Raw genomic sequence first — 26,180 nt, forward strand, 5'->3', positions numbered from 1 at the left:
TTCCTCGTCTGCTGTTTGCACCGGCGTCAACAGATCCTAGGCCGACCTGATTCCCTGCCCTACCCGGCAACGCTGGGAGAAACGAAAGAGCCCGCCGAAGCGGGCTCTGACGTGGGCTTATCTGCGAACGATCGTTACCAGCGGCCCAGGGCGGGCTTGCGCAGGCTCTTGCAGTTGAACGGGTCGACGACGTCGACGCGGACCTTCTTGGCGGCCTGCTGCTTCCAGGAGGCCATGATGAGCGCTTCCTGGCCGTTGTACTGCCCCTGGTCCACCGCGAACACCCTGAGGTGGGCGCGCTTGGACACCGCGTTGACGCACTTGGCCACCTTGCCGGCGTCATCGGAGTCGCCGGGGATGGCGGGAGCGGGAGCCATGAAGCTCTCCAGCGACATGCGCAGCTCTGGATCGCTGTAGTTGTGGTCGCTGTTGGTCACGTAGACGTCCTTGACGGCCTCCTTGGCCCGCTGCGCGGTCCGGCTGGGCGACGGCTCAGCCGTCTGCGCCGGTGGCAGGGCGATCGGTGGTGGCGCGACGCCCGCGCCGCTGTCGCCGCCGCTCGCCAGCAGGCCGGTGGAGGCCACGGCCGTGCCGACCACGACGGCAGCCGCCGCGGCCGCGACCGCGGGCATCGCCCAGCGCCGCCGCCGCATGGTGCGGGTCGTCCTGGCGGGGACGATCGTGCCGTCGTCGGAGACCACGCCGAGGCGTACCGGCTCCTCGACCTCGGGGACGTCGCCCGCGGAGGCCACGGCGCCCAGGCGTGCGGGCTCCGGAACCTCGGCCTGCCGCTCCCACGGGGCGTCCCGCATGAGCTCATCCCAGTCCGGTGTTTCCACGAGGCCGACACCCCCGCGCCGGGACTCTGCCTCGGCGGCCAGGGCCTTGTCGATGCGCAGTGCGACACCCATCGGCATGGCCGGGGTGGGTGTCGCGGCCAGCACCTCGCGAACCGCCGCCAGGTCGGCCAGGAGCTCCCCACAGGGGTCGCAGACCGCGAGATGCTCGCGGACCTGGCGCGCCGTGCCGACGTCCAGGAGACCCTCGGCCAGCTCGGCGAGGATTTCCAGATCGTAGTGCGTATCACCCGTCACGAAGTTCTGCTCCCTTCGCGGATGAGACGCGATTGAGGTCCGAACGGTTCCGCAGATGCGAAAGAATTGGGGCAAGTTTCGCGCGACCCCGTGCGCACCGGCTCTTCACGGTGCCGCTGGGCACCTGAAGCACCTGAGCTGCGTCTTCGACCGAATAGCCCATCATGTCCACCAGCACCAGCGCCGCCCGCTGGTCGGCGGGCAGCAGTTTCAGAGCAGCCGAAACCTCCATCGAGACCTCGCGCTCGACGGTCTGGTCGGGCAGCGGAGTCTCGCGCTCGGCTGCCTCGATGAGCTCGTCGTCGGCGACCGGTCTGACGGACTTGCGGCGCATGCGGTCGAGGCAGGCGTTCACCACGATCCGATGCAGCCAGGTCGTGACGGCCGCCTCGCCGCGAAACGTGGCGGCCTTTCGATATGCGGAGACGAAGGCATCCTGTACGGCGTCGGCGGCCTCGTCGGGGTCACCGAGCGTACGCAGTGCGACCGCCCACATGCGGTCGCGGTGCCTCTTGACGATTTCGCTGAAGGCGTGTGGATCCCCGTTGATATGCGCGGTGAGCAGCTCGGCGTCTGTGACCGCCGGCCGCTCCGCTGCTGAGGGTGTCTCGGGTGGGGAGTTCACAAGAGAGATTCCTGATTATGCCGATCCGGGAGAGTGCACCACTACCTCATAGATGGTGCCATGAAAAGTGCCTGCATCCGTCGGAACACGCGTAAACCAGATCAAAACGTACTGACCGCTCGTGGCCTCGTCGGGGGCGAGAGTGGTCTTACCTGCGGCGTTCTTCTCGGTCGCCACGGTCTTCAGCGAGTCGAGTTCGGGAGAGTCGCCCACCTTGAGCTCGACGGTCGCGCCCGGCGCATCGGACAGCGTAGCCACCACGTCGCTGATCTGCATGGACTTGCCCAGGTCGAGCAGCAGGCCCACGCCGTCCTTGAGCCGGCCCAGGTCGGCGCTGGTGTAGGTCTCGGTCTTCCACAACGTGCCGGGCTTGCCGTCGATGGCCAGCTTCGCGATGTCGCTCTTCTCGTCGCCGTCGCCCAGCGGGTCGAAGCCCTTGGCGTTCTTCGGCTTGACGACCTGGGCGTTGACCGTGGCCGACTGGGTCGAGGTGGGGGCGGCGCTGGCCGTCTGCGAGGTGGTCGGGCTGCCGAGGCTGCGGCCGATCGTCCAGGCGCCGACGCCGACGGCGGCGATGACGAGCAGCACCACCAGCGTCATCAGCACGCGGTTGAGCGTGCTGCCGCCGCCGTTCGACGGGCGGTGCGGCATCTGGAGGGGCGGCAGCGGCGGGGAGGGGGTGGTCTTCTGCCGGTGGGCGATGTCCAGGCCCTCGGTGTGGGACGCCGAGGCGACCGCGGGGGTCGAGGGGTAGGAGATCGGGATCGGCATCGGCCTGGCCACGTCGGCCAGCGAGTCGGCGACCTCGGACGGGCTGGCCAGCGCGCCCTGGCCCCGGCGCGACTCCGGCAGGCAGGCCCGTACGGTGATCGTGTCGAGGTAGCCGGGCACGCCCGCGGTGACCTGGCGGGGCGTGCAGAAGTGGCCGTCGCTCATGGGGGCGGCGGGCAGGCCGCCCTCCTCCTCGTCGCCGGGCCAGTGACCGGTCAGGCCCGCGTACAGCAGCCGGCCGAGCCCCTCGGCGTCGTCGAGCGCAGGCTGGTCGGTGGTGAGGCCCCACATGGCCGCGTCCACGGCCACGCCGAGCACCTTGACCGTGTTGCCGTTCGTCCACATCAGGTGGGAGGGACGCAGGCACAGGTGGTAGAGGTTGGCCTCGTGGGCGTGGGCGAGCGCCTCGGCGGCCTCGGCGACCAGGCCCGCCGCGCGCTCGGGCTCCAGCGGCCCGTTCGCCAGCAGGTCGGTCAGCGTCTCGCCGGTGACCCACTCGCTGACGACGTAGGCGCTCTTGTCGTCCTCGGCGGCGTCGAACACCTGGGTCAGGCGCGGGTCGGTCAGCCGGCTCGCCGCGCGGGCGGCCGTGACGACCTCGTGGACCCGGGGAAAGTCGGGTGCGAAGGTGTGCACCGCCACGGGGCGGGCAAGGATCTCGTCGATCGCCTTCCACAACGTGGCGCCGTCGGACTCGCTGACGCGGTCCTCCAGCCGGAAGCGCTCGGCGAGACGGGTGCCGGGTTCGACGGCCGACGTGCTGCTCACTGGCTCACTCCGCTTGGCCGATCGGACGTGCTCATCGTTCGACTCACCTGCGTGGCCGTGTCCCACGAAGGCACGCTATGCCGGGTGGATCCGCCCACGCCCCTCCTGCTTCCATTCGCGCGTGTCGGGCTCCATGGTAGTGCCGAGTAGATTCCGCCCGCGTTCTTTACCGACCTACCCGTCTCGCGACCATCCCAACGATCGAGTTGACCTCCGGGATGCGCATTCTGTGGGCCACGCCGAGATAGAGCACCATACCGAGTCCGCCGCCGATGGCGAGCACTATGACCGAATTGAGAAAATCGAGCCCGCCGAACACTCCGGTGACCACCCACACCGCCGCCAGGGCCAGCACGGCCGTGGGCAGGCCGGCGAGGTACATCCTGGTCAGCGACATGCCGACGGCCCAGCCGCCCAGACCGCCCACCCGGCGGCTGGCCAGCCACCAGGCCAGGACCGCACCCAGCCCGTACGCGATCGCGTACGCCAGCGCCAGCCCCATCACCGCGTACGCGGGCGGCAGCACCAGGTACAGCAGCACCATGAACAGCGCGTTGACCGCCGTCGTGCCCGCCCCGATGTAAACCGGCGTCCGGGTGTCGCCGAAGCTGTAGAAGACCCGCAGCAGGAGCTGGAAGATCGCGAACGGTACCAGCGCGAGCCCGTACACCTGCAGCACGTTGCCGATGTAGACGGCGTCGGGGATGGTGTTGGCGCCGTGGCCGTAGATGGGCACGGTGATCGCCGGCCCGAGCACCATGAGCAGCAGCGACACCGGCACCATCAGCGAGCAGACCAGCCGCACGCTCGATCCGAACTCGGCGCGTACGTCCTCGAACCGCCCCTCCGAGACGGCCCGGCTCATGCGCGGCAGCATCGCGGTGATCACGGAGACGCCGATGACGCCGTACGGGAGCTGGAAGAGCTGGAACGCCAGCGTGTACGGGCTGATGCCGTGCCCGGCCACCACGTTGCCGGCGGAGCTGGCCAGGTTCACCGTCAGCATGAAGCCGAGCTGGGTGACGACGACGTAGCCGATCGTCCAGACGCCCGCCTTGCCCATCTCGCCCAGCCGCGCGTTGCGCAGGTCGAAGCGGGGCACGAAGGCGAACCCGGCCCGCCGCAGCGCCACGATCAGCACCGCCGCCTGGGCGACGATGCCGGCCGTGGTGCCCACACCGAGCAGCGCCAGGTCGAAGGTGGTCACGCTCTCGATGTCGCGGCCCGTGCCGACCACGGCGTAGAGCACGAACACGAGGATGACGACCACGTTGTTGAGCACGGGCGCCCACATGGGGGCGCCGTAGCGGTCGCGGGTGTTGAGGATGGCGCCGGCCACCGCGCCCACGCCGAAGAAGGCGAGCTGCGGCAGGATGAAGCGGGCCAGCATGACCGCGACCTCGAACTTCCTGCTGCCCGCGTCCCAGTCGGTGTAGAGGTCGATCAGCAGCGGCGCCGCCAGCACGGAGAGCACCGCGACCCCGACCAGCGCCACCGTGGCGATCGTCAGCAGCCGCTGCTCGTAGGCCCGGCCGCCGTCCTCGTCGTGCTGCTGCGCGCGCACGATCATCGGCACCACGACGCTGCTCAGCACGCCCAGGAGCAGCAGGTCGAGGATGCTGTACGGGATCGCGTACGCCGCGTTGTAGGCGTCGCCCAGCGCCGCGGTGCCGATCGCGTAGGCGAGCACCATCGTCCGCACGAACCCCGTGACCCTGGACACCATGGTGCCCGCCGCCATGATGGCGCTGGCCCGCAGCATGCGGCTCATACGGTCTCACTCTCCCGGTTCTTGGCGGCACGCGCGAGCTTGCGCTGGGACCTGCGGCGCAGCAGGCGCGTCACCACGGCGGCGAGCATCACGGTCAGCGCCGCGCCCACGATCACCAGGGCGATCCCCGTGTAGCCGGTCGTGCGGATCGTCAGCCGCTGCGGCTTGCCGTACGGCTGCCCGTCGGCGGTCTTGAGCTGCACGGTCACCGTCGCGTCGCCGCTGGTGTCGGGGGCGGCGGTCATCGGCACCTGCACCGTGCCGCTCTGCCCGCCGCCGATCAGCAGCGACTCGGGCTGCGGGAAGTTCACCGTCAGCAGGTCGGGGTTGACGGACTTGACCTCGATGAAGAGCTCGATGGGGACGCTGAGCTCGTTCTTCACGCTGATCGGGACCACGCCGTTGCTGCCCGCGATCCCGCGCGACGAGCCGGGGCCGGCCCCGGTGATCTTAATCTTGGCGAGCTGGTCGTCCACGGCCTTCTCGACCACGTTCGTCACCGAGCGGCCCATCCGCGTGCTGTTGCGCCAGGCGGAGGAGGTCAGCCGCAGCACCGCCGCGTCGAAGCGGGACTGCGTCTTCTGCGCCGTGATCAGCGAGGTGAGCTGCGCCTTCGACCAGGTGTCGCGGACCGGGTCGAGGTACTTGCGGGTCAGCTCCTCCTTGCGGTCCTGATCGGTGTAGGTCAGGCCGGCGCGCGGGACGGAGGCCCTGCCCGGCTTGATGGACTCCAGCGTGGCGGGCTGCAGCCACGGCAGCCGGCCCGCGGTCTTGATCAGGGCGGTGACGAGCGTCGGGTTGGGGTTCCAGCGCCGCGAGGGGGCGATGACCAGCGACCTCGGCGCGGTCTGGCCCGGCTGGGCCTGCTCGCTGGCGATCATCGCGGTCTCGGCGATGAACCGCTGCGTGCTGAGCAGTACGGACGTGCTGGTGGCCGGCTCGAACAGGCGGCTCAGCTCGGCGTCGGCGACCAGCGCGGTGACGGGGCCGTTGACCGAGTCGAGCGTCGAGGCGGCGTCGGGCGTGGTCGTGACGGTCTGCTGCGGCGGCAGGTTCGTGGAGTTGAGCAGGACGGTGTCGACGTCGCTGACCGAGAGCAGGTCGAGCGCGTCGGGGTCGAGCAGGCCGTTGGCCGGCCAGTTGATGTTGGTCTTCGCGTTCTGGTTCAGCAGCGCCCTGGCCGTCTGCCCGCCCAGCTCGATGGCCCGCCCGGTCTGCGTGTCGAGCCCCTGGTGCGCCAGCGCCGCCACGTCGGGATCCGCGTACGGGGTCGCGACCACGGGGGAGGCGGCCAGCGCGCTGCGCATGGTCTTCAGCCACTGGTCGGCCTCGGCGCTGGCCGGCTTCTTCTCCTCGCCGTCCTTGGTCTTGACGCTGTATCCCTTGGCCATCCTGCTGACGTCGTCGAGCAGCGCCGGGTCGAACACCCAGGTGACGGTTGTCGGGGCGGACTGCGCGATCCTGGCGAGGTCGGCCAGGCGGCCCCGGCCGGTCAGCGACTGGCTCAGCTTGTCGTCCACGAACGCGCCGTCGTCGGTGGAGCGGTGCGGCTGGTCGATGACGGGCAGGGCGATGGCGAGCTTGTTGCGCGGCAGCTTCTGCGGGGTGGCCGGCGCGTACGTCAGGTAGGTGCGCTGCGCCGCGAGGGGGACGGAGTACTGGGCGATGTCGACCGCGATCGGGTAGACGCCGAACTCGCGCAGCCCGAGCTGCACGGGGGTCGCGGTGATCGTCCACTCGGCCGTGCCGCCCGCGGCGAGCGGCGGGATGTCCATGTACGAGTTGCGCGTGGAGACGTTCACCGGGAGGGTCGCGGTGTTCTGGTCGCTCTGGTAGGCGGCCATGGCCGCGCGGTCGGCGAACTTCTGGTTGCTGTAGCGCAGGCGCACCTGGAGTCCGGACGACGCCGCCCCGGTGTCGTTGCGCACCGTGCCGGTGAGCTTGATCTCGTCGGTCAGGTTTCTGGGGGCCTCAGGTGTGATCGACGAGATCGAGACCGTGTAGCCCTGCCGCTGCGCCGTGACCGCGGGTTTCGCGGCAGCAGAGCCCGGCGTCACCGCCACCATGGGGGCGAGCAACGCGGCGGACAGCGTGGCGAGCAGCGCGGCCTTACGGATCACGCGGATGCCCGGGCTGGACTACGACGACGCACGCCCGCAATGGTACGGGCTCAGTGCCGTCGCGCGACCGCCGCGCGCGCTCCTCTCCGGCGCGAGCCGCGCAGGTCGACCATCTTGCCTGGCAGAACGGCCAGCAGGTCGAGCGAACGCATCGACAGGGCCGTGTGACGTTCGCCCGTGGGGGTGAAGAGTGGCTCGTTGTCCGCCAGCAGCCGGTCGTCGATGAACATCGGCATCGACTCGGGCAGCAGCAGCGGGCACACCAGCCCGCAGGCGTAGTCGGTGGTGGCGTTGACGACGTGCGCGGGCGCGGGGCGTACCTGCCGCGCGCCGAGCAGCCCGCCGACGGCTCCGGGGCTGGGCGGCGAGGAGACGGGGGAGGTTACCCCGATGACGACCTCGCGGCCGACCCAGGTCGTGACTTCGAGCACCGTGACCATCAGGCACCGCTCGGGGGCGGCGGAGATCGTCTCGGGCAGCTCTTCCGCGCATGTCATGGGACGCGGAAGGCGTACGATCTCATGATGGACCTGGTCTGCGAGGAGCCAGCGGTGGATCGCGAGGGCGTCCTTCATATAGTCCTCCTTGCCTCAGTCCATGGCCCCCCGACGGTCCCTTGACCGACGGTAACCCGGACCTGGTGTGGCTCGGGGGATATGTTCCGGAAGCAGAAGGCCGACTCAGTTTGTCCGACTCAACCTTGACCGAAAGCCAGCAGCGGGCCATGAACGACCTGTTCCGCAAGATCGCTCCGGTGGCCGACGAGCTCGGCCGCCTGTTCGCCGAGCAGGGCCACGAGCTGGCCCTCGTCGGCGGTCCCGTGCGCGACCTCCTGCTCGGCAGGATCGGCAACGACCTCGACCTGACCACCGACGCGCGCCCCGAGCGGGTGCTGGAGATCGTCAGGGACTGGGCCGACTCCGTATGGACGATCGGCATCGACTTCGGCACGGTCGGCCTGCGCAAGGGGAGCTGGCTGATCGAGATCACCACGTACCGGAGCGAGTCGTACGATCCCAAGTCGCGCAAGCCCGAGGTCATGTACGGTGAGACGCTCGACGCCGACCTGGAGCGGCGCGACTTCGCGGTTAACGCGATGGCGGTGCGCCTGCCGGGCCACGAGTTCGTGGACCCGTACGGCGGCCTGGCCGACCTGAGGGCCCGCCTGCTGCGGACGCCGGGCACGCCCGAGCAGTCCTTCGGCGACGACCCGCTGCGCATGTTGCGGGCCGCCAGGTTCGCCTCGCAGCTCGGGTTCGAGGTGGACGCGAAGGCGGTGGCGGCGATGACCGCGATGGCCGAGCGCATCGAGATCGTCTCGGCCGAGCGCATCCGCGACGAGCTCGACAAGCTGCTCTGCGGCGCGAACCCGCGCGAGGGCCTGCGCCTGCTGGTCGAGACCGGCCTGGCCGCGCACGTGCTGCCCGAGCTGCCCAAGCTGCGCCTGGAGATCGACGAGCACCACCGCCACAAGGACGTGTACGAGCACTCGCTCACCGTGCTCGACCAGGCCATCGCGCAGGAGGAGGACGGCAAGCCCGACCGGATCCTGCGCTGGTCGGCGATCCTGCACGACATCGGCAAGCCGAAGACGCGCCGCCACGAGGCGGGCGGGCGGGTCTCCTTCCACCACCACGAGGTGGTCGGCGCGCAGATGACCAAGAAGCGCATGACGGAGCTGAAGTTCCCCAAGGACGTGGTGTCCGACGTGGCCCGGCTGGTCGAGCTGCACCTGCGCTTCCACGGCTACGGCACGGGGGAGTGGACCGACAGCGCGGTGCGCCGTTACGTGCGCGACGCCGGTCACCTGCTGGACCGGCTGCACAAGCTGACCAGGGCCGACTGCACCACCCGCAACAAGCGCAAGGCGGCGGCCCTGTCGCGCACCTACGACCACCTCGAGGAGCGCATCGCCAGGCTCGCCGAGGAGGAGGAGCTGGCCAAGATCCGGCCCGAGCTCGACGGCAACGAGATCCAGCAGGTGCTGGGGGTCGGGCCGGGGCCGGTGGTGGGGCGGGCCTACAAGTTCCTGCTGGAGCTCAGGCTCGACAAGGGCGTGATCGGCAAGGAGGCCGCCACGGCCGCGCTGCTGGAGTGGGCCAGGTCAAACGACCTTGGCGCGTGACCTCGTGGTGATCATCCGGTAGGCGAGCGCCGCGACGGGGTAGCCGACCGAGATGATCACCACGGCCAGGTACGACTTGCCGTTCGCCGGCAGGATGGCCGCCGAGAGGGCCGCGGCGAGCACGTACATGCCGTTGAAGAGCATGTCGTAGATCGAGAACGCGCGGCCCCGGTAGATGTCCTCCACGTCGCGCTGGACGGTGGTGTCGGCGCAGATCTTGACGCTCTGCCCGGCCAGCCCCAGCACGAACCCGGCCACCGGCAGCCCCCACTCCTGGAACGGCAGCACCAGCGCCGCCGTCAGCACCCCGGCCGCGACCAGCGCGATCTGCACCCAGCGCTCGATCCCGAACCGCTCGGTCGCGTACGGGGTGATGACCACGGCCAGGGCGGTGCCGACGCCGGCGGCGACCACCACCAGGCTGACGCCGCGCAGCGCCGCGTCGGCGTCACCGCCGGTGAAGTAGTAGCGGTAGAGAATGATGCCGAGCGCCGTGCACATGCCGAACAGGAAGCGGTGCGTGGCCATCGCGCCCATCGTCGCGGCGGCCACCCGGTGCCCCACCAGGTGCTTGGCGCCGTCGGCCAGGCCGGTGACGACGTTGCGCAGGGCCTGGCGCGCCTGCGGCCGGTTCGGGTCGGCCCACGGGCCGAGCAGCTGCCGGTCCATCGTCCGCGCCACCAGCGCGCTCATCGTGAACACCACGCCGGACGTGACCAGCAGCAGCGCCACGCCGAAATCCGTGCCGCCGAAGATCTCCCGCAGAAGGAACCCGAGGCCCGCCCCGACGAACGTGGCCACCGTCCCCGAGGTGGGCACGACCGCGTTGGCGGAGATCAGCCGCTCCGGCGGCACGACGTGCGGCAGCGAGGCGCCGAGCGCGGCCAGGAAGAACCGGTTGACCCCCAGCACGGCCAGCGCCGCCCCGTAGAACCACGGGTCCGGCACGTCGGCTGCGACCAGCCCGGCGGCGACCAGCAGCAACATGCCGCGGATGAACGGCGCCACCACGAGGATCTGCCGCCGCGACCATCGGTCGATGAAGACGCCGACGAAGGGCCCGAGCACGCTGTACGGCAACAGCAGCACGGCCAGCCCGGCGGCCACTTCGAACGCGGTGGTCTGGCTCTCGGGGCTGAAGAAGGCGAACCCGGTCACCCCGAACTGGAAGATCCCGTCGGAGAACTGGGAGACCAGCCGGGTGCTGAACAACCTTCTGAAGTCCCGGCCCCGCAGGACCACGCGGAGATCGGCGACGAAAGACACGCCGCCAGCCTAGCCCCGTGTTCCCTCCTTTAGGATGCTGGTGCCGCTGGTGCGCATGGGGTTCCGAGCGGTGCGCATGATCTCGTACGCTTCATAGCGTGACGACTGAGGAACACGTTGTGCTGGTAGACCCGGCCGGCCATGCGCTCGGCACCGCGCCCAAGACGTCGGTGCATGGTCGCGAGACCCCCCTCCACCTGGCGTTCTCCAGCTACGTCTTCGATCGTGAAGGCCGCGTGCTGCTCACCAAGAGGGCCGACCACAAGATCACCTGGCCGAGCGTCTGGACGAACAGCTGCTGCGGCCACCCGCTTCCCGGCGAGCCCGTGGACCACGCGGTGCTGCGCCGGCTCTCCTACGAGCTGGGGCTCACGGCCGAGCGGGCCGACCTCATGCTGCCCGCCTTCTCCTACCGCGCCGAGATGGCCAACGGCATCGTCGAGCACGAGCTCTGCCCCGTCTACCGGGTCACGGTCGACCAGGCCCTCGCGCCGAACCCCGACGAGGTGGCGGAGACCCGCTGGATGCCGTGGAAGGAGTTCGCCGAGGGGGCCCAGAACGGGCTGCTGGCGATCTCGCCCTGGTGCAGGGAGCAGGTGCCGCTGCTGGCCGAGCTCGGCTCCGACCCGCTCACCTGGCAGCCGGCCTCGCCGGACGACCTGCCGCCGGCCGCGCGTCCCTGACAGCCGCGTCACGGCGTGCGCGGCCGTGACAGCCGTGTCACGGCGTGCGCGGCCGTCACGCGGGAAGGCGCCGCGTCCTCACCGGACGCGGCGCCACGAGCTCAGCGGGTCAGCGCTCGACCTCGCCCCTGATGAACTTCTCCACGTAGTCCCTGGCCTCGTCGTCCGAGAACTGCTTCGGCGGCGACTTCATGAAGTACGAGGAAGCCGACAGGATCGGCCCGGCGATGCCCCGGTCGAGCGCGATCTTGGCCGCCCGTACGGCGTCGATGATGATCCCGGCCGAGTTCGGCGAGTCCCACACCTCGAGCTTGTACTCGAGGTTCAGCGGCGTGTCGCCGAACGAGCGCCCTTCCAGCCGCACGTACGCCCACTTGCGGTCGTCCAGCCACGGCACGTGGTCCGACGGGCCGATGTGCACGTCGGCCTTGCCCATCTCGTGCGGGATCTGGGAGGTGACCGACTGCGTCTTGGAGATCTTCTTCGACTGGAGCCGCTTGCGCTCCAGCATGTTCATGAAGTCCATGTTGCCGCCGAAGTTGAGCTGGTACGTGCGCAGCAGCTCGACCCCGCGGTCCTCGAACAGCTTGGCCATCACCCGGTGCGTGATCGTGGCGCCGACCTGCGACTTGATGTCGTCGCCGACGATCGGCACGCCGGCCTCGGTGAACTTCTCCGCCCACTCGGGGTCGGAGGCGATGAAGACCGGCAGCGCGTTCACGAACGCCACCTTGGCGTCGATCGCGCACTGCGCGTAGAAGCGGTCGGCCTCCTCCGACCCCACCGGCAGGTACGACACGAGGACGTCGACCTGGTTGTCACGCAGCACCTGGACCACATCGACCGGCGCCTCGTCGGACTCCTCGATGATCTCCTGGTAGAACTCGCCAAGGCCGTCGAAGGTGTGGCCGCGCTGGACCGTCACCCCCGTGGGCGGGACGTCGCAGATCTTGATCGTGTTGTTCTCGCTGGCGACGATCGCCTCGGACAGGTCGCGGCCGACCTTCTTGGCGTCCACGTCGAACGCGGCGACGAACTCGACGTCGCCGACGTGGTAGTCGCCGAACTTCACGTGCATCAGGCCCGGGACCCGTGTGTCCGGGTCTGCGTCCTTGTAGTAGTGAACGCCCTGGACCAGCGACGACGCGCAGTTGCCGACACCGACAATGGCCACGCGAACCGAACCCATCGCACTCGCTCCCTTACTCATCAGTTGACGTGGTATCTCTTTCGGGCCTCTCCTCTGACGAGGCCCGACGCTCCGTTGCGATCAGCTCGTTCAGCCAGCGCACCTCGCGTTCGACGGACTCGAGCCCGTGACGTTGCAGCTCGAGCGTGTAACTGTCGAGGCGCTCCCTGGTGCGCGCCAGCGCAGTGCGAACCGCGTCGAGGCGCTCCTCGAGCCGGCTACGGCGGCCTTCCAGAATGCGCAGCCGCACTTCGGCCTCGGTGTGGCGGAAGAAGGCGAAGTGCACGCCGAAGCTCTCGTCCTCCCATGCGGATGGACCCGCCTGCGTGAGCATGTCCTGGAGGCGTTCCTTGCCTTCGGCGGTCAGCTTGTAGACGATCTTCGACCTGCCGCCGACGATCGCGTTCGGAGCGGGCTGCTCCTCGGCGATGAGGCCCTGAGCCAGCAGTGATCGCAGACAGGGGTACAGCGACCCGTAGGAGAACGCACGGAACATCCCCAGCAAGGCGTTGAGCCGTTTGCGCAGCTCGTAGCCGTGTAGCGGCGTCTCGTGCAGCGACCCGAGCACGGCCAGTTCCAAGACCCTGCCCTGCCCACTGGCCACTGGAACCGCCCCCTCTCGCGTCGATGTATCGAGCCGATACATCCCCAAGATACGTCGCTCCGCTATATGGCTGCAATCTATGAATCTGCCAAGGCGTTGGGATGAACCCGTAAAACGCCGTAGTCTGGCGCTCATGTGGTCACAGAGAAGGGTGGTGGATTACGGCCTCGCCAAGCGAGCGGTCGTTCACTCCCTGCGCACGGGGCACGCCTCGCGCCGCGAAGTCTGTGACGCACAGCCCTACCTCCTCCGCGCGGCGCGCCACTTCGGCGAGCCGACCGAACGCCCCTGCCCGGTGTGCGAAAAGGAGAACGTCACCAACGTGACCTATGTCTACGGGGATTCCCTCGGGAGGCATGCCGGTCAGGCAAAGGTCACATCAGAACTCGCCGCCATGGCTCATGATTACGATGAGTTCCGGGTGTACGTTGTCGAGGTCTGCCAAGGTTGTTCCTGGAATCACCTGACGGTTTCGTACGTCCTCGGGAACGGACCGCCTGACCTCGCCGGGCAAGCGTGAAGACCGAGGGCGGCGACGAGCCCACGCCCAACCGCCGTTTATGTTTCCGACGACGTTGTGAGGACGTGTGAGTAACAGCATGAATGAGGGGACGGCCCGCCCGGGGAGGCGCCGTCGATCCAGCTCATCCCGTTCTGTGCCCCAAAGTTCTCCTCCCCAAACCGGCGAGCCGGGGTGGGGTGCGGCCCAGCCGCCCCGTCGTCCAGAAGCGGCCTACGAGCAGACCGGTGCCATGGCGGCGCAGTCGTACGACGAGTCACCTCCCAGGCGTGCCGAGCAGCAGCAGCCGCGTGCGGCGCATGCCGAGCAGCCGCCGCCGCGTGGCGGTCACCCGGGGCAGCCCGGGCAGCAGCAGCCGCCGCGCTCCCGCAGCCGCCAGGATACGCGCACGCTGGGTAACCAGGAGACGATCATCAGTGACGCGCCGCGCCGCTCGCGCAGGCGAGGCTCGGGCGAGCCGCCCGAGCCTCCGGGCCCGCCGACGAAGAAGGGCGGCGGCCGGGGCGGCTGGCGCAGGTTCGTGCCGAGCTGGAAGATCGTCGTGGCCGGCACCGTGGTGCTCGCCGCGGGCCTGTTCGGCATGATCATGGTCGCGTACGCCAACACCCCGGTCCCCACCTCCGCGCAGAGCGAGGCGACGGCTCAGCAGAGCACCATCTACTTCCGCGACGGCAAGACCCCGATCGCCACGCTCGGCTTCAAGCGCGAGATCGTCCCGTTCGCCAAGATGGACGAGGACGTCAGGAACGCCGCCGTCGCCATCGAGAACAAGACGTTCTGGGAGGACTCCGGCATCTCCCTGTCCGGCATGGCCCGCTCCGTGTGGATGACCGCGACCGGGCAGCAGCTCCAGGGCGCCTCGACGATCACCCAGCAGATGGCCCGGGGTTACTACGACGGCCTCAGCCAGGAAGTCTCCATCCAGCGGAAGGTCAAGGAGATCTTCGTCGCGGTCAAGCTCGACGAGACCATGTCGAAGGAGAAGATCCTCGAGACCTACCTCAACACCATCAACTTCGGCCGCGCGTACGGCGTCGAGGCCGCCGCGAAGGCGTACTTCCCCGGCCCCAGGGTCACCGCGGCGAAGCTGACCCCCGAGCAGGCCGCCTACCTCGCCGCCCGCATCCAGCAGCCGAACTGGGACCACAACTCCACCGCGCTCCAGGCGCGCTTCAAGCAGGTCATCACGAACATGGCCGAGCTGTGGCCCGACAAGTACGGCAACCTCCCGCAGACCGCCAAGTTCCCCAAGACGCGCGCCTCCGCGGGCAACGACGACCTGGGCGGGCTCAACGGCTACATGGTCAAGCAGGTGCTGGCCGAGCTGGAGGACCGCGGACTGACCGAGGACGAGATCAAGAGTGGTGGCTACCACATCGTCTCGACCTTCGACAGGAGGCTCATGAAGGCCGCCCAGACGGCCGTGAAGAGCACCATGCAGGCGCACAACCTGGGCACGGAGTACCACGGCGGCCTGGCCGCGGTCGATCCGAAGAACGGGCGGGTGCTGGCCTTCTACGGCGGCGACGACTACCTCACCGACCCGTGGAACGAGCCCTTCCAGTCCACCAAGCAGGCCGCGTCGGCGTTCAAGCCGTACGTGCTGGCGGCCTGGCTGCAGGCCGGCTACTCGCTCAAGAGCTACGTGCCGGGCAACCAGACGGTGCCGAAGGAGCTTCCCGGCCAGCAGAAGGGCGGCATCAGGAACAGCCACAACGTCGGCGTGTCCGTCGACGTGGTCAAGGCCACCGCGGCGTCGGTCAACACCGCGTACGTGTCCATGGCGTTCAAGCTGCCGGGCCAGCTCGACGACGTCAAGAACCTCGTCGAGGCGGCCGGCTTCGACCAGAAGCGCATGGAAGACGACGTGAACGAGCACCACTACCAGTTCGCGATCGGCAGCGCGCTGGTGACGCCCGTCGAGCAGGCCGCGGGTTACTCGATCTTCGCCAACGGCGGCAAGTACACCAAGTACCACGTCGTCCAGGAGGTCAAGCAGAACGGCAAGGTCGCCTACCCGGAGCAGGCCGTCGCGAAGCCGGTCATCGACCCGGGTGTCGCCGCCGACGCCACGATCGCCATGCAGGCGGTGCTCCAGCCGGGCGGCACCGCGGCGGGCAAGGGCCTGGGCAACCGGCCGGCCGCCGGCAAGACCGGCACGAACAACGACGAGAAGGAAGCCTGGTTCGTCGGCTACACGCCGCAGTTCTCCACCGCGGTCGGCTTCTACCGCGAGCAGTGCGTGACCAAGTCGGGCAAGGTCGTCCCGCCGCAGCACTCCAACTGCCCGATCTTCCGCAAGGGCAGCAAGAAGTACAACAACGACAACCCCTACACCACCGTGAACGAGGTCTCGCTCGGCTTCGAGGGTGCCGGTCCGCCCACGATCGCCTGGCAGAAGTTCATGCAGCTCGCCCACGAGAACCTGCCGGTCGAGCAGTTCCCGGACCGGGCCGAGGTCGGCGTGCCGGAGAACATCGTGCCGAGCCCGACGCCCACGCCGACGCCCACGCCGGAGGACGACAACCCGTTCGGCTCCGACAACCCGTTCGACGACGGCACGGACGACTGCCTCATCGGCTGCGACAGCAACGACACCACCGTTCCCGACGATGACGTGAGCGTGGACGACGAGGCTTCCGAGGACGACGTCTCCGACACCAACCCCAACGACGTGGGCCTGGCGGGCCAGGGGACCGTGCCGGAACCCAGAGCCAGCGGGACACAACCGAAGACCACCAGGCCAGAGGACCGGTGACGAGCACCGAGGCACGCGCCCCCTGGGTGGCGCGTGCCGTGCCGTACCTGCCCCTGGGGCTGATCGCGGCCCTGGGGGCGACCCTCGCGTACGTGGTGCGGCTGCCGTGCCGTACCGGCGGGTGGAACGACCAGGTCTCCACCTACACGAACTTCTGCTACACCGACATCTACCCCCTGTACTTCGACCGGGCGCTGGCCACCCAGAACCCCTACTTCGCCGAGGTGCCGTTCGACAAGCAGGTCGAGTACCCGGTGGTGCTGGGCGAGGTCATGCAGGTGATCAGCTGGATCGCCCGCGCGCTGGAGCCCGACCCCGTCATGCAGGCGGTGCGCTTCTACGACCTGACGGTCCTTCTGCTCGGCCTCTGCCTCGTGGCCGGCGTGCTGCTGATGGCCGCGGTGGCGGGCCCGACGCGGCGCTGGGACCCGCTCTGGTACGCCATCTCGCCGGCCGTGGTGCTGGCCGCCTACATCAACTGGGACCTGGTGGCCGGCGCGCTGTCCATGGGCATGCTGCTGGCCTGGAAGCGGCAGCGCCAGGTGGCGGCCGGAGTGCTGCTGGGGCTGGCGATCGCGACCAAGTTCTACCCGCTGATGTTCCTGGGCGCGCTGTTCCTGCTGACGTGGCGGACCGGGCGATGGCGGCCGTTCCTGGTCACGGTGGGTTCGGCCGCGGGCGCGTGGCTCGTGGTGAACGTGCCGTTCATGGTCTTCGCCTGGGAGGGGTGGCGCAGGTTCTACGTCTTCTCCCAGGAACGCGGGGTCGACTGGGGCTCGCCGTGGCTGTTCTTCCAGAACAAGGGCTGGCCCGTGCTGGGCGAGGGCGACGTGAGCACGCTGGGCATGGTGTCGCTGGCGATCCTGTGCGTGGGCATCGCCGTGCTGACGCTGGCCGCGCCGCGCCGGCCACGGCTGGCGCAGATCTGCTTCCTGGCGCTGGCCGCGTTCATGATGACGAACAAGGTGTGGTCGCCGCAGTTCGTGTTGTGGCTGGTGCCGTTCGCGGTGCTGGCCAGGCCCAACTGGAAGCCGCTGGTGTTGTGGCAGCTCGCGGAGGTCTGGTACTTCGTGGCGATCTGGCTCTACCTGCTCGCCCAGCCGCCGCTCAGCCGGGACGACCTGGGTATCGGTGACGACACGTACTTCACCGCCGTGTGGGGGCGGATCATCACGATCGGCATCATGATGGCGTTCGTCGTGCGTGACATCCTGCGGCCGGACAAGGACGTGGTCCGGCAGGCCGACCTCGACGACCAGGCAGGCGGCGTGTTCGACGACGCGCCCGACCGGTTCACGCTGCAGTCCGCCCTCAGATGATCACTCGCTCGACCGGCCGGGACGCGCTGCTGCTGTGGTTCGGCTCGCGGGCCGGGCTGCTCGTCGCGACGCTGCTCGGCGTGAGCCTGGGCGACTACCTCGGCAGGTGGCGCAGGTGGGACGCCACGCTGTTCATCACGATCGCCGAGTACGGCTACGACGGCGAGCCGGGCAGGCCGCCGGACGACGGGCTGCCCGCCTTCTTCCCCGGGCTGCCGGCTGTGCTGCGGCTGGTGCACGTCGTGGTGCCCGACTGGGCGGCGGCAGGGCTGCTGGTCTCGCTGGTCGCCGGGGCGGTCGCGATGCTGGCGCTGGCCCGGCTGGCGGAGGTGGAGGGCGCCTCCGGGTGGATGGCGGTGCTCGCGCTGCTGCTCTTCCCGATGGCGGTGTTCCTGGCCGCGGGGTACAGCGAGTCGCTCTTCCTGGCGTTCGCGATCCCGGCGTGGCTGGCCGCCCGGCAGGGCAACTGGCCGTCGGCGGCGCTGCTGGCGGCGGGGGCCTCGTGCGTGCGGATCACGGGGCTGTTCCTCGCGGTCGCGCTCGTGGTCGAGTTCGTGATGCGCCGGGAGTCGCCGCGGCGGGCCTGGTGGCTGGCGGTGCCGCTGGTGCCGCTGGTGGCGTACTCGTACTACCAGTACGGCAGGACCGGCGACTGGCTGGCCTGGAAGCACGCGCAGGAGGCCGGCTGGGGGCGCGACTTCGCCTGGCCGTGGCAGGCGTGGGCGACGACCTGGCGCTCGGCCATGGGCTCCGGCGACTTCGCGGTGGCCTTCCGGATGGAGATCGTGGGCGTCGTGGTGGCCCTCGCCGGGCTGGTGTGGCTGCTCGTGCTGCGCCGCTGGAGCGAGGCCGTGTACACGGGCACGCAGGCGGCGGCGCTGATGACGTCGGCGTACTACCTGTCGATCCCGCGCTCGCTGCTGCTGTGGTTCCCGCTGTGGGTGCTGGTCGCGAGGCTCGCGACCAGGCGGGCGTGGGTGATGGTGCTGTACGGGCTGATCTCGGGGCCGTTGATGCTGGTCAACGCGGGCCGGTTCCTCAGCGGAGCCTGGGCGGGCTGAGGCGCTTACCCACTTTCGCGTCTCGGTAATCCAGGGAAGTTATCCACAGGCTGTGTGTATTCGCTAGAGGTTCTTCCTCAGGAACGCGATGTCCTCCGCCTGGCCCTCGCCCGGCGTCTCCACCACGATCGGCGCGCCGGCCGCGCGGCAGACCGCCAGGATCAGCTCGGGGTCGATCTTCCCCTGGCCCAGGTTGGCGTGCCGGTCGGCGCCGGAGTCGAAGTCGTCGCGCGAGTCGTTGCAGTGCACCAGGTCGATGCGGCCGGTGATGGCCTTGACCCGGTCGACCAGGTCGACCAGCTCCTCGCCGCCGGCGTGGGCGTGGCAGGTGTCGAGGCAGAAGCCCACGTCGAACCCGTCGAGCGCCTCCCACAGCCGGGCGATGCGCTCCAGCTTGCGCGCCATCGCGTTGCCGCCGCCCGCGGTGTTCTCGATCAGCACGGGGATGGGGCACTCCATGCGCTCGAACACCTTGCGCCAGTTGTCGAACCCGGTCTGCGGGTCGTCGTTCTTGTTGACGTGCCCGCCGTGCACGATCAGGCCCTTGGCGCCGAGGCCCGCGGCCGCCTTCAGGTGCTGCTCCAGCAGCTTGCGGCTGGGGATCCTGATGCGGTTGTTGGTCGTCGCCACGTTGATCAGGTAGGGGGCGTGGATGTAGACGTCCACACCCTCGACCGGCTTGGCCGGCAGCACGGGCTTGTCGTAGCCCTGCGGGTCGCCGAGGAAGAACTGCACCACCTCGGCCCCGACCTCCGCGGCGTGGGCGGCGGGGTCGTCCTGATCGACATGAGCTCCGATTAGCACCATGTCACCGAGCTTATCCGTTTGTGAAGGGGAGCTCAGGGCAGTCGCGGGGGACCCCCTACTCCTGAGGAGAATACATATGAGCCGCTGGCGCTTACGGGCGCTGATCGTTCTGGTTTACGTCATCGTCGGCATCTACGTCGCCTGGGTGTACGACTACATCACGCCGGGGCTGCTGCGCGATCTCGCGGAGGCGTTGCTCGCGGTGTTCCTCTGGTTCCTGGTCCTGCTCGGTATCGACCTGCACATCGGGTGACCCACATAGAAGAACGGCCCCGGACACGACCGGGGCCGTTTGCTCATGTGTGGGGGAGGAACCCGCCGTGGGCGATGCCCAGCGCGGCGCCCACGAACGAACCCACGAGGCCGACGATGTTCAGCGAGCGCTGCGGCGTCGTGGCGGAGATGTACTGCGAATAGAGACCGACGCCGAAGCCCAGCGTGCCGAACCACGACGCGATCGCGTGCGCCGACGTCCAGAACGTCGAGACGAAGGCGACCACACCGCACACGAGCGTGCCGACGGCCAGGATGTTCTCGACCGGGTGCGGACGTCCATCCGGGTTGAGCGTGAGCCTGAACCGCTCCCTTTCGGAGGGCTGAAGCACATGTGGCACAGCCACCACCCCCTTGGTTTCCTACAGGCCTTCCCACCTACCAGCGGCTGGTAACCTGGGGCACGCTGCGTTGTGATGGGCGATCCATCGCCCCGGGTGCCGAAATGGGGCCGCCCGGGCCAAGACGTCAGCGTCCTCCTGTCACGGCAGAGTGTCGTGACCGCAAGAGTCCAGAGGAGGTAGGAGTCCCGCATGCGTCGTTACGAAGTAATGGTCATTCTGGACCCTTCGCTCGATGAGCGCACCGTCGCGCCGTCCCTCGACCAGTTCCTCACCGTGGTCCGCAACGACGGCGGCACCGTGGAGAAGGTCGACGTCTGGGGCCGCCGCCGTCTCGCCTACGACATCGACAAGAAGTCCGAAGGCATCTACGCCGTCATCGACCTGTCCGCGGAGCCCGCGACGGTCAAGGAGCTCGACCGGCAGATGAACCTCAACGAGGGCATTCTGCGCACCAAGGTCCTGCGTCCCGACGTGCACTAACCTCCGGCTTTTGTCGGAGGAGCCCCGTACTCTGAGCCGTAACCCAAGCGAAGGCGTGCAGGAAGGCGAGCGCTAGCCATGGCAGCAGGCGACACCGTAATCACCATCGTCGGCAACCTGGTCGACGACCCGGAGCTGCGCTTCACCCCGACGGGGCAAGCGGTGGCTCGATTCCGCATCGCGTCCACTCCGCGGTTCATGGATCGACAGACCAACGAGTGGAAGGATGGCGAGAGCCTCTTCCTGACCTGCAACGTCTGGCGGCAGGCGGCGGAGAACGCCGCCGAGAGCCTCCAGCGCGGCATGCGGGTCATCGTGCAGGGGCGGCTCAAGCAGCGGTCTTACGAGACCAAGGAAGGCGAGAAGCGCACGGTCTACGAGGTCGAGGTCGACGAGGTCGGCCCGTCCCTGCGTAACGCCACCGCCAAGGTCAACCGCACCTCCCGTCAGGGTGGCGGCGGTGGCGGCTTCGGCGGCGGCCCGGCCGACGACCCGTGGGCCTCCGCCACGCCCGCCCCGCCTCAGGGCGGCGGCTTCCAGGGCGGTGGCGGCGGCGGTTACGGAGGCGGCGGCGGCCAGCAGGGCGGCGGCGGCTTCGGCGGCGGCGGCAACGACTTCAGCGACGAACCGCCTTTCTAACCCAGTCCGAAAAGCCCGAGTCCATTCCCGCCCTGAAGGCGGGGCTCTGAAAGGAGCACCACGATGGCAAAGCCGGCACTGCGCAAGCCCAAGAAGAAGGTTTGCCTGTTCTGCCACGACAAGATCTCCTACGTCGACTACAAGGACACGGCTCTGCTGCGGAAGTTCATCTCCGACCGCGGCAAGATCCGTGCGCGCCGGGTGACGGGCAACTGCACCCAGCACCAGCGCGACGTGGCGACCGCGATCAAGAACGCCCGTGAGGTGGCCCTGCTGCCTTACACGAGCACCGCGCGCTAAGGAGGCCTGTCGATATGAAGCTCATCCTCACCAACGAGGTCTCCGGCCTCGGCACCCCCGGCGACGTCGTCGAGGTCAAGGACGGCTACGGCCGTAACTACCTCATCCCGCGCGGCTACGCCATGCGCTGGACGCGGGGCGCCGAGAAGCAGATCGAGACCATCCGCAAGGCTCGCGACGCCCGCGAGATCCGCGACCTCGGCACCGCCAAGGAGGTCGCCGGCCAGCTCGGCGCGCTGCGCGTCCGGCTGACCACGCGCGCGGGCGAGTCGGGCCGCCTGTTCGGCTCGATCACCACGGGCGACATCGCCGACGCCGTCAAGGCCGCCGGCGGCCCGCTCCTCGACCGCCGCCGCATCGAGATCGTCAACCCGATCAAGAGCGTCGGCTCCCACCGCGTCTCCGTCCGCCTCCACCCGGAGGTGGCCGCGGGCATCGACGTGGAAGTCGTGGCGGGCTGACCTGCCTGATGCCCCCCGCCTCGTGCGGGGGGCATTTTTAGTTACGGCAAAGCCGTGGCTCACCACCCGCCGTACTCCGGCTGATGGCCCTCCAGGAAACGGCCTCTGAACCCGTCACCGGCTGATCTCCGTTACGCGAGCCCATGGTGGGCCGATTGCCGTGGTGAGAGGGCACCCTGGGACGGGATTCCCTATACGTGCGGCGTAGAATGCCGTTCGTTCTTTGGCGCATTCCCCCTGGAGGCAAGGCCATGGCCGTTCGCCCGTTGATGTTGCTCGCGTTGGCCGTGGCGGTTGTCGGTTGTGCGCCTGTGGATGAAACGGCCACCAGCGCTGCCCCTACGGCGTCCACTGCCTGTACCAAGGACCAGTTGTCGCTGCTCACCCCGGGGAAGCTGACCATCGGGACCGACAAGCCCGCCTTCGAGCCGTGGTTCAAGGACGACGACCCGAGCAACGGGCAGGGGTTCGAGAGTGCGGTGGCGTTCGCGGTGGCGGGGGAGCTCGGGTTCGACCGCAGCGAGGTGCAGTGGAGCACCGTGAAGTTCGACGCCGCGTTCGCACCGGGGGACAAGCAGTTCGACTTCGACATCAACCAGGTCTCGATCACGCCCCAGCGGGCGGAGGCGGTCGACTTCAGCAAGGGCTACTACACGGTCAAGCAGGCCGTCGTCGTCTCCGAGAAGGGCAAGTTCGCGGGGGCCAATAGCCTGGCGGAGCTGAAGGACGCGAAGATCGGCGTGCAGGTCGGCACGACCTCGTTCAACGCGGTCAGGGACGTCATCCAGCCCGCCGACGACCCCGACGTCTTCAACGACCAGATCGACGTCGTGACCGCGTTGAAGAACGACCAGGTCGACGCGGTGGTCGTGGACCTGCCGACGGCGTTCTACGTGACGGCCGCCCAGGTGGAGAACTCCAAGATCGTGGGCCAGTTCAGCTCGACGGGCGGCACGCCCGAGGAGTTCGGGCTGGTGATGGAGAAGGGCAGCGCGCTCAAGTCGTGCGTGGACAAGGCCGTGGACGCGCTGAAGTCGAAGGGTGAGCTGGCCAAGATCGAGCAGCAGTGGCTCGGCTCCGCGGCGGGCGCCCCCGAGCTGCGATGAGCGAATGGGTCAAGTCGGAGCGGCAGGTCGAGCGGGAGCGGGTCCGCAGGTCGCGCGCCCGCCGCTCGGCCTCGATCGCGACGGCCTCGACGGTCGTCTTCATCGTGCTGGTGGCCTGGGGGATCACCAGCTCGCCGGGCTGGCCGCGGGTGCGGGAGACGTTCTTCGACGGTGAGCAGTTCGTCGCCGCGCTGCCGGACGTGCTGGAAGGCTTCCTGCTCAACATCAGGATCTTCCTGATCTCAGAGGTGCTGATCCTCGTCATCGGCCTGCTGGTCGCGCTGGCCAGGGGGATCAGGACACCGGCGTTCTTCCCGATCAGAGCCCTGGCCACGCTCTACACCGACGTCTTCCGCGGGGTGCCGACGATCCTGGTGATCTACCTGATCGGGTTCGGGCTGCCCGCGCTGAAGCTGCAGGGGATCCCGACCGACAAGGCGACGCTGGGCATCATCGCGCTGACGCTCTCGTACGGGGCGTACGTGGCCGAGGTGTTCCGCGCCGGCATCGAGTCGGTGCATCCCAGCCAGGTGGCGGCGGCCCGATCGCTGGGCCTGAGCCACGTCAAGACCATGCGGTTCGTGGTGGTGCCGCAGGCCACGCGCAGGGTCGTACCGCCGCTGCTGAACGACTTCGTCTCGTTGCAGAAGGACACGGCGCTGGTGGCGACGATCGGGCCGCTGGAGGCGCTCAGGCAGGCGCAGATGCACACCTTCAACACCTTCGACTACACCCCTTACCTGGCCGCCGCGCTGATCTTCATCCTGCTCACCATCCCCATGGCCAGGCTCACCGACCACCTGGCGGCCCGTACGCGCAGGAGGCGCGGAGCATGAGCGTGCTGACCATCGAGGGGGTGTGGAAGAACTTCCACGGCCACAGCGTGCTGCGCGGCATCGACCTGGAGGTCGAGTCGCACGAGGTGGTGAGCCTGATCGGGGCCTCCGGCTCGGGCAAGTCCACCTTGCTGCGCTGCGTCAACCTGCTGGAGACGGTGGACGACGGCACCATCCACCTCGACGGCGAGGAGATCACCGACCCGCGGGTCAACGTCGACCGGGTACGCAGGCGGCTCGGCATCGTCTTCCAGTCGTTCAACCTCTTCCCGCACATGACGGTGCTGGACAACATCACGCTGGCGCCCAGGCAGGTGCACGGGGTGGCCAGGGCGCAGGCGGAGGAGCAGGCTCATGAGCTGCTGGCCAGGTTCGGCCTGGCGGAGAAGGCGAGGGCGTACCCCGACCAGCTCTCCGGCGGCCAGCAGCAGCGGGTGGCGATCATCCGGGCGCTGGCCACGCAGCCCAGGCTGATGCTGCTCGACGAGGTGACCTCGGCGCTCGATCCCGAGCTGGTGGTGGAGGTGCTGGGGATCATCAGGGAGCTCAAGGAGTCGGGCATGACGATGATCCTGACGACCCATGAGATGGGGTTCTGCCGCGACATCTCCGACCTGGTGTGCTTCCTGGACGGCGGGGTGCTCGTGGAGAAGGGCCCGCCTGAGCAGATCTTCACCTCGCCGGAGCACCCGCGTACCCAGGAGTTCCTGCGCAGCGTGCTGGAGTCGGGGCGGTTCTAGCGGCGGTGGCGGCCGTGGGACTGTCTCGGCGGGGCGCTCCGGCGGGCCAGGAGGCTGTGGCGGCGGCCGTACACGAGGTAGACCAGCAGGCCGAAGGCCATCCACAGGGTGAACCAGGCCCAGGTCAGCACGCGCAGGTTCACCATCAGCCAGAGCGTGGCCACCAGCGACAGCGCGGGCAGCAGGGGTGACAGCGGCACCCGGAAGCCGCGCTCCAGGTGCGGCAGGCGCCGCCGCATCACGATCACCCCGGCCGCCACGAACGCGAACGCGAACAGCGTCCCGATCACCACGAGCTGCTGCATCGTCAGCACCGGCACGAACTCGGCCAGCACGATCGCCACCAGCCCGATGACCAGCGTCACCCGAGTGGGCGTGTGGTAGCGGCGGCTCACCGTGGCCAGCGAGCGGGGGATGAGCCCGTCGCGGGCCATCGAGAACAGCACCCGCGTCTGCCCCACGATCAGCACCAGGATCACCGTGGTCAGCCCGAGCACCGCCCCCGCGTCGATGACGTGCACCATCCAGTCCACCCCGACCGCGCTGAACGCGCCGGCCAGCGGCGAGTCCGCCGAGATGCTCGTGTACGGCACCATGCCCACCATCACCAGCGCCACCGCGAGGTAGATGACGGTGGCGACCACCAGGCTCCGGATCATGCCCTTCGGCACGGCCCTGGGCGCGTTCACGGTCTCCTCGGCCGAGGTGGCCACGATGTCGAAGCCGATGTACGCGAACGCGATCGCCGAGGCCGCCGCGAAGATGCCGAACCAGCCGAACGCCTGCCCCTCCCCGATGAAGATCTCCAGCACCGTCGCCGGGGCGGTGTCCAGCGCCTTCGGCGGCACGTAGAAGTCGCCGAAGTTGGCCACGTCCACGTGCGTGGCGCCCACGACGATGACCGCGCCGATGGCCAGCAGCTTGGCCGACACCATGACCCACAGCGCCCGCAGCCCGACCCGCGCGCCCAGCGCCACGATGCCGGTGAGCAGCACCAGGATCACCAGCACGAGGCCGTCCTGGACGAGGTCCGCGGCGGGCACGTCGATCCCGAAGTGCGAGATCGCGCCGACGGCGATCGCGGCCCACGCCCTGGCCACCACCGCGGCGGCGAACTGCAGCTCCAGGATCAGCGCCCAGCCGATGATCCACGCCCAGACCTCGCCGAAGATGACGTAGGTGAAGGTGTACGCGCTGCCGGAGGTCGGCATCGTGGACGACAGCTCGGCGTAACACAGGCAGGCCAGCAGGCACGCGATGCCCGCGATCATGAAGGAGAGGATCACGCCGGGACCGGCCGTGGTGGCGGCCTGCTCCCCGGCGATGCTGAAGATGCCCGCGCCGATCATCACTCCGAGCCCGAGCACGACCAGGTCGGCCGGTCGGTAGACCTCGGCCAGGCTGTGCCGGGCGCCGGTACGCAGCCCGGTCGCCTCCGAAGGCGGCAGTCGTCGCAGAATCGTGGACAAGGAACACCCCGCTCAGGGAACTCGCCCACAATGTCTCACTACTTGGACAAC

The 26,180-nt window shown here is 69.1% G+C and carries 26 protein-coding genes; 14 read left to right on the forward strand and 12 right to left on the reverse strand.

Annotated features, from left to right (window positions below; genetic code table 11):
• Positions 1-134: 134 nt before the first annotated feature.
• From HD593_RS58030 to HD593_RS58055, 6 genes are all read right to left on the reverse strand, one after another.
• Positions 135-1,094: an anti-sigma factor family protein gene (locus HD593_RS58030; protein WP_185111338.1), complete on the reverse strand. Its 960-nt coding sequence runs from the start codon at positions 1,092-1,094 to the stop codon at positions 135-137.
• Entirely contained in the window at positions 1,084-1,719 is a 636-nt protein-coding gene (gene sigM / locus HD593_RS58035) for an RNA polymerase sigma factor SigM (protein WP_127937855.1), read from the reverse strand. Before sigM ends, HD593_RS58030 begins: the two co-directional genes overlap by 11 nt.
• 15 nt (positions 1,720-1,734) lie before the next feature.
• A complete protein-coding gene (locus HD593_RS58040; protein ID WP_185111339.1) occupies positions 1,735-3,258 on the reverse strand; it encodes a protein kinase family protein in 1,524 nt (507 codons plus the stop codon).
• Between the two features lie 166 nt (positions 3,259-3,424).
• Positions 3,425-5,029, reverse strand: a complete 1,605-nt coding sequence (gene murJ / locus HD593_RS58045; RefSeq protein WP_246547307.1) for a murein biosynthesis integral membrane protein MurJ — start codon at positions 5,027-5,029, stop codon at positions 3,425-3,427.
• The gene (locus HD593_RS58050; RefSeq protein WP_185111340.1) at positions 5,026-7,149 is read right to left on the reverse strand and encodes a DUF6049 family protein; all 2,124 of its coding nucleotides are present in this window, start codon (positions 7,147-7,149) and stop codon (positions 5,026-5,028) included. Before HD593_RS58050 ends, murJ begins: the two co-directional genes overlap by 4 nt.
• A gap of 50 nt (positions 7,150-7,199) precedes the next feature.
• A complete protein-coding gene (locus HD593_RS58055; protein WP_185111341.1) occupies positions 7,200-7,724 on the reverse strand; it encodes an aminoacyl-tRNA deacylase in 525 nt (174 codons plus the stop codon).
• Between the two features lie 149 nt (positions 7,725-7,873).
• Here HD593_RS58055 and HD593_RS58060 point away from each other — a divergent pair, with 149 nt between their 5' ends.
• Positions 7,874-9,274 (forward strand): CCA tRNA nucleotidyltransferase, encoded by a 1,401-nt coding sequence (locus HD593_RS58060; protein ID WP_185111342.1) that lies wholly within the window; start codon positions 7,874-7,876, stop codon positions 9,272-9,274.
• Here HD593_RS58060 and HD593_RS58065 read toward each other — a convergent pair.
• A complete protein-coding gene (locus tag HD593_RS58065; protein WP_185111343.1) occupies positions 9,254-10,540 on the reverse strand; it encodes an MFS transporter in 1,287 nt (428 codons plus the stop codon). The two genes, HD593_RS58060 and HD593_RS58065, sit on opposite strands and share 21 nt — an antisense overlap.
• 98 nt (positions 10,541-10,638) lie before the next feature.
• Here HD593_RS58065 and idi point away from each other — a divergent pair, with 98 nt between their 5' ends.
• The gene (gene idi / locus HD593_RS58070) at positions 10,639-11,223 is read left to right on the forward strand and encodes an isopentenyl-diphosphate Delta-isomerase (RefSeq protein ID WP_185111344.1); all 585 of its coding nucleotides are present in this window, start codon (positions 10,639-10,641) and stop codon (positions 11,221-11,223) included.
• A gap of 109 nt (positions 11,224-11,332) precedes the next feature.
• Here idi and HD593_RS58075 read toward each other — a convergent pair whose 3' ends face one another.
• A complete protein-coding gene (locus HD593_RS58075; protein ID WP_185111345.1) occupies positions 11,333-12,412 on the reverse strand; it encodes an inositol-3-phosphate synthase in 1,080 nt (359 codons plus the stop codon).
• Positions 12,413-12,425: 13 nt separating this feature from the next.
• Positions 12,426-13,016, reverse strand: a complete 591-nt coding sequence (locus HD593_RS58080; protein ID WP_185111346.1) for a PadR family transcriptional regulator — start codon at positions 13,014-13,016, stop codon at positions 12,426-12,428.
• A gap of 133 nt (positions 13,017-13,149) precedes the next feature.
• Between HD593_RS58080 and HD593_RS58085 the strand changes: the two genes are divergently transcribed.
• The 4 genes from HD593_RS58085 (at position 13,150) to HD593_RS58100 (ending at position 18,674) form a co-directional block, all read left to right on the forward strand.
• Positions 13,150-13,536 carry a DUF5318 family protein gene (locus tag HD593_RS58085; protein ID WP_185111347.1) on the forward strand — a complete coding sequence of 129 codons (387 nt, stop codon included), beginning with the start codon at positions 13,150-13,152 and terminating at the stop codon, positions 13,534-13,536.
• 232 nt (positions 13,537-13,768) lie between these two features.
• A complete protein-coding gene (locus HD593_RS58090; RefSeq protein ID WP_185111348.1) occupies positions 13,769-16,294 on the forward strand; it encodes a transglycosylase domain-containing protein in 2,526 nt (841 codons plus the stop codon).
• Entirely contained in the window at positions 16,291-17,613 is a 1,323-nt protein-coding gene (locus HD593_RS58095; protein ID WP_185111349.1) for a glycosyltransferase family 87 protein, read from the forward strand. Before HD593_RS58090 ends, HD593_RS58095 begins: the two co-directional genes overlap by 4 nt.
• Entirely contained in the window at positions 17,610-18,674 is a 1,065-nt protein-coding gene (locus tag HD593_RS58100) for a mannosyltransferase family protein (RefSeq protein ID WP_185111350.1), read from the forward strand. The genes HD593_RS58095 and HD593_RS58100 overlap by 4 nt, the downstream gene beginning before the upstream one ends.
• Before the next feature lie 63 nt (positions 18,675-18,737).
• Here the strand turns inward: HD593_RS58100 and HD593_RS58105 are convergent, their stop codons facing one another.
• Positions 18,738-19,481: a deoxyribonuclease IV gene (locus HD593_RS58105; protein WP_185111351.1), complete on the reverse strand. Its 744-nt coding sequence runs from the start codon at positions 19,479-19,481 to the stop codon at positions 18,738-18,740.
• A gap of 76 nt (positions 19,482-19,557) precedes the next feature.
• On the opposite strand from HD593_RS58105, the gene HD593_RS58110 reads away from it, so the two are divergent.
• On the forward strand, positions 19,558-19,734 hold the full coding sequence (locus HD593_RS58110) for a hypothetical protein (protein ID WP_169789008.1): 177 nt from the start codon (positions 19,558-19,560) through the stop codon (positions 19,732-19,734).
• A 43-nt stretch (positions 19,735-19,777) separates the two neighbouring features.
• Here the strand turns inward: HD593_RS58110 and HD593_RS58115 are convergent, their stop codons facing one another.
• The gene (locus HD593_RS58115; RefSeq protein WP_246547308.1) at positions 19,778-20,095 is read right to left on the reverse strand and encodes a hypothetical protein; all 318 of its coding nucleotides are present in this window, start codon (positions 20,093-20,095) and stop codon (positions 19,778-19,780) included.
• 192 nt (positions 20,096-20,287) lie between these two features.
• Here HD593_RS58115 and rpsF point away from each other — a divergent pair, with 192 nt between their 5' ends.
• From rpsF to HD593_RS58150, 7 genes are all read left to right on the forward strand, one after another.
• Positions 20,288-20,578 (forward strand): 30S ribosomal protein S6, encoded by a 291-nt coding sequence (gene rpsF, locus HD593_RS58120; protein ID WP_026214314.1) that lies wholly within the window; start codon positions 20,288-20,290, stop codon positions 20,576-20,578.
• Between the two features lie 78 nt (positions 20,579-20,656).
• Positions 20,657-21,217: a single-stranded DNA-binding protein gene (locus tag HD593_RS58125; RefSeq protein ID WP_185111352.1), complete on the forward strand. Its 561-nt coding sequence runs from the start codon at positions 20,657-20,659 to the stop codon at positions 21,215-21,217.
• 63 nt (positions 21,218-21,280) lie between these two features.
• Entirely contained in the window at positions 21,281-21,517 is a 237-nt protein-coding gene (rpsR, locus tag HD593_RS58130) for a 30S ribosomal protein S18 (RefSeq protein ID WP_020543048.1), read from the forward strand.
• A 14-nt stretch (positions 21,518-21,531) separates the two neighbouring features.
• Positions 21,532-21,978, forward strand: coding sequence for a 50S ribosomal protein L9 (gene rplI / locus HD593_RS58135; protein WP_185111353.1), 447 nt, complete (start codon positions 21,532-21,534; stop codon positions 21,976-21,978).
• Positions 21,979-22,349: 371 nt separating this feature from the next.
• Positions 22,350-23,084, forward strand: a complete 735-nt coding sequence (locus tag HD593_RS58140; protein ID WP_246547310.1) for an ABC transporter substrate-binding protein — start codon at positions 22,350-22,352, stop codon at positions 23,082-23,084.
• Positions 23,081-23,920, forward strand: a complete 840-nt coding sequence (locus tag HD593_RS58145) for an amino acid ABC transporter permease (protein ID WP_185111355.1) — start codon at positions 23,081-23,083, stop codon at positions 23,918-23,920. Before HD593_RS58140 ends, HD593_RS58145 begins: the two co-directional genes overlap by 4 nt.
• Positions 23,917-24,660 (forward strand): amino acid ABC transporter ATP-binding protein, encoded by a 744-nt coding sequence (locus HD593_RS58150; RefSeq protein ID WP_185111356.1) that lies wholly within the window; start codon positions 23,917-23,919, stop codon positions 24,658-24,660. The genes HD593_RS58145 and HD593_RS58150 overlap by 4 nt, the downstream gene beginning before the upstream one ends.
• On the opposite strand, the gene HD593_RS58155 is transcribed toward HD593_RS58150, so the two are convergent.
• Positions 24,657-26,129: an APC family permease gene (locus tag HD593_RS58155; protein WP_246547312.1), complete on the reverse strand. Its 1,473-nt coding sequence runs from the start codon at positions 26,127-26,129 to the stop codon at positions 24,657-24,659. The genes HD593_RS58150 and HD593_RS58155 overlap by 4 nt on opposite strands.
• Between the last annotated feature and the right edge of the window lie 51 nt (positions 26,130-26,180).

Source organism: Nonomuraea rubra (assembly GCF_014207985.1).
GTDB lineage: Bacteria > Actinomycetota > Actinomycetes > Streptosporangiales > Streptosporangiaceae > Nonomuraea > Nonomuraea rubra.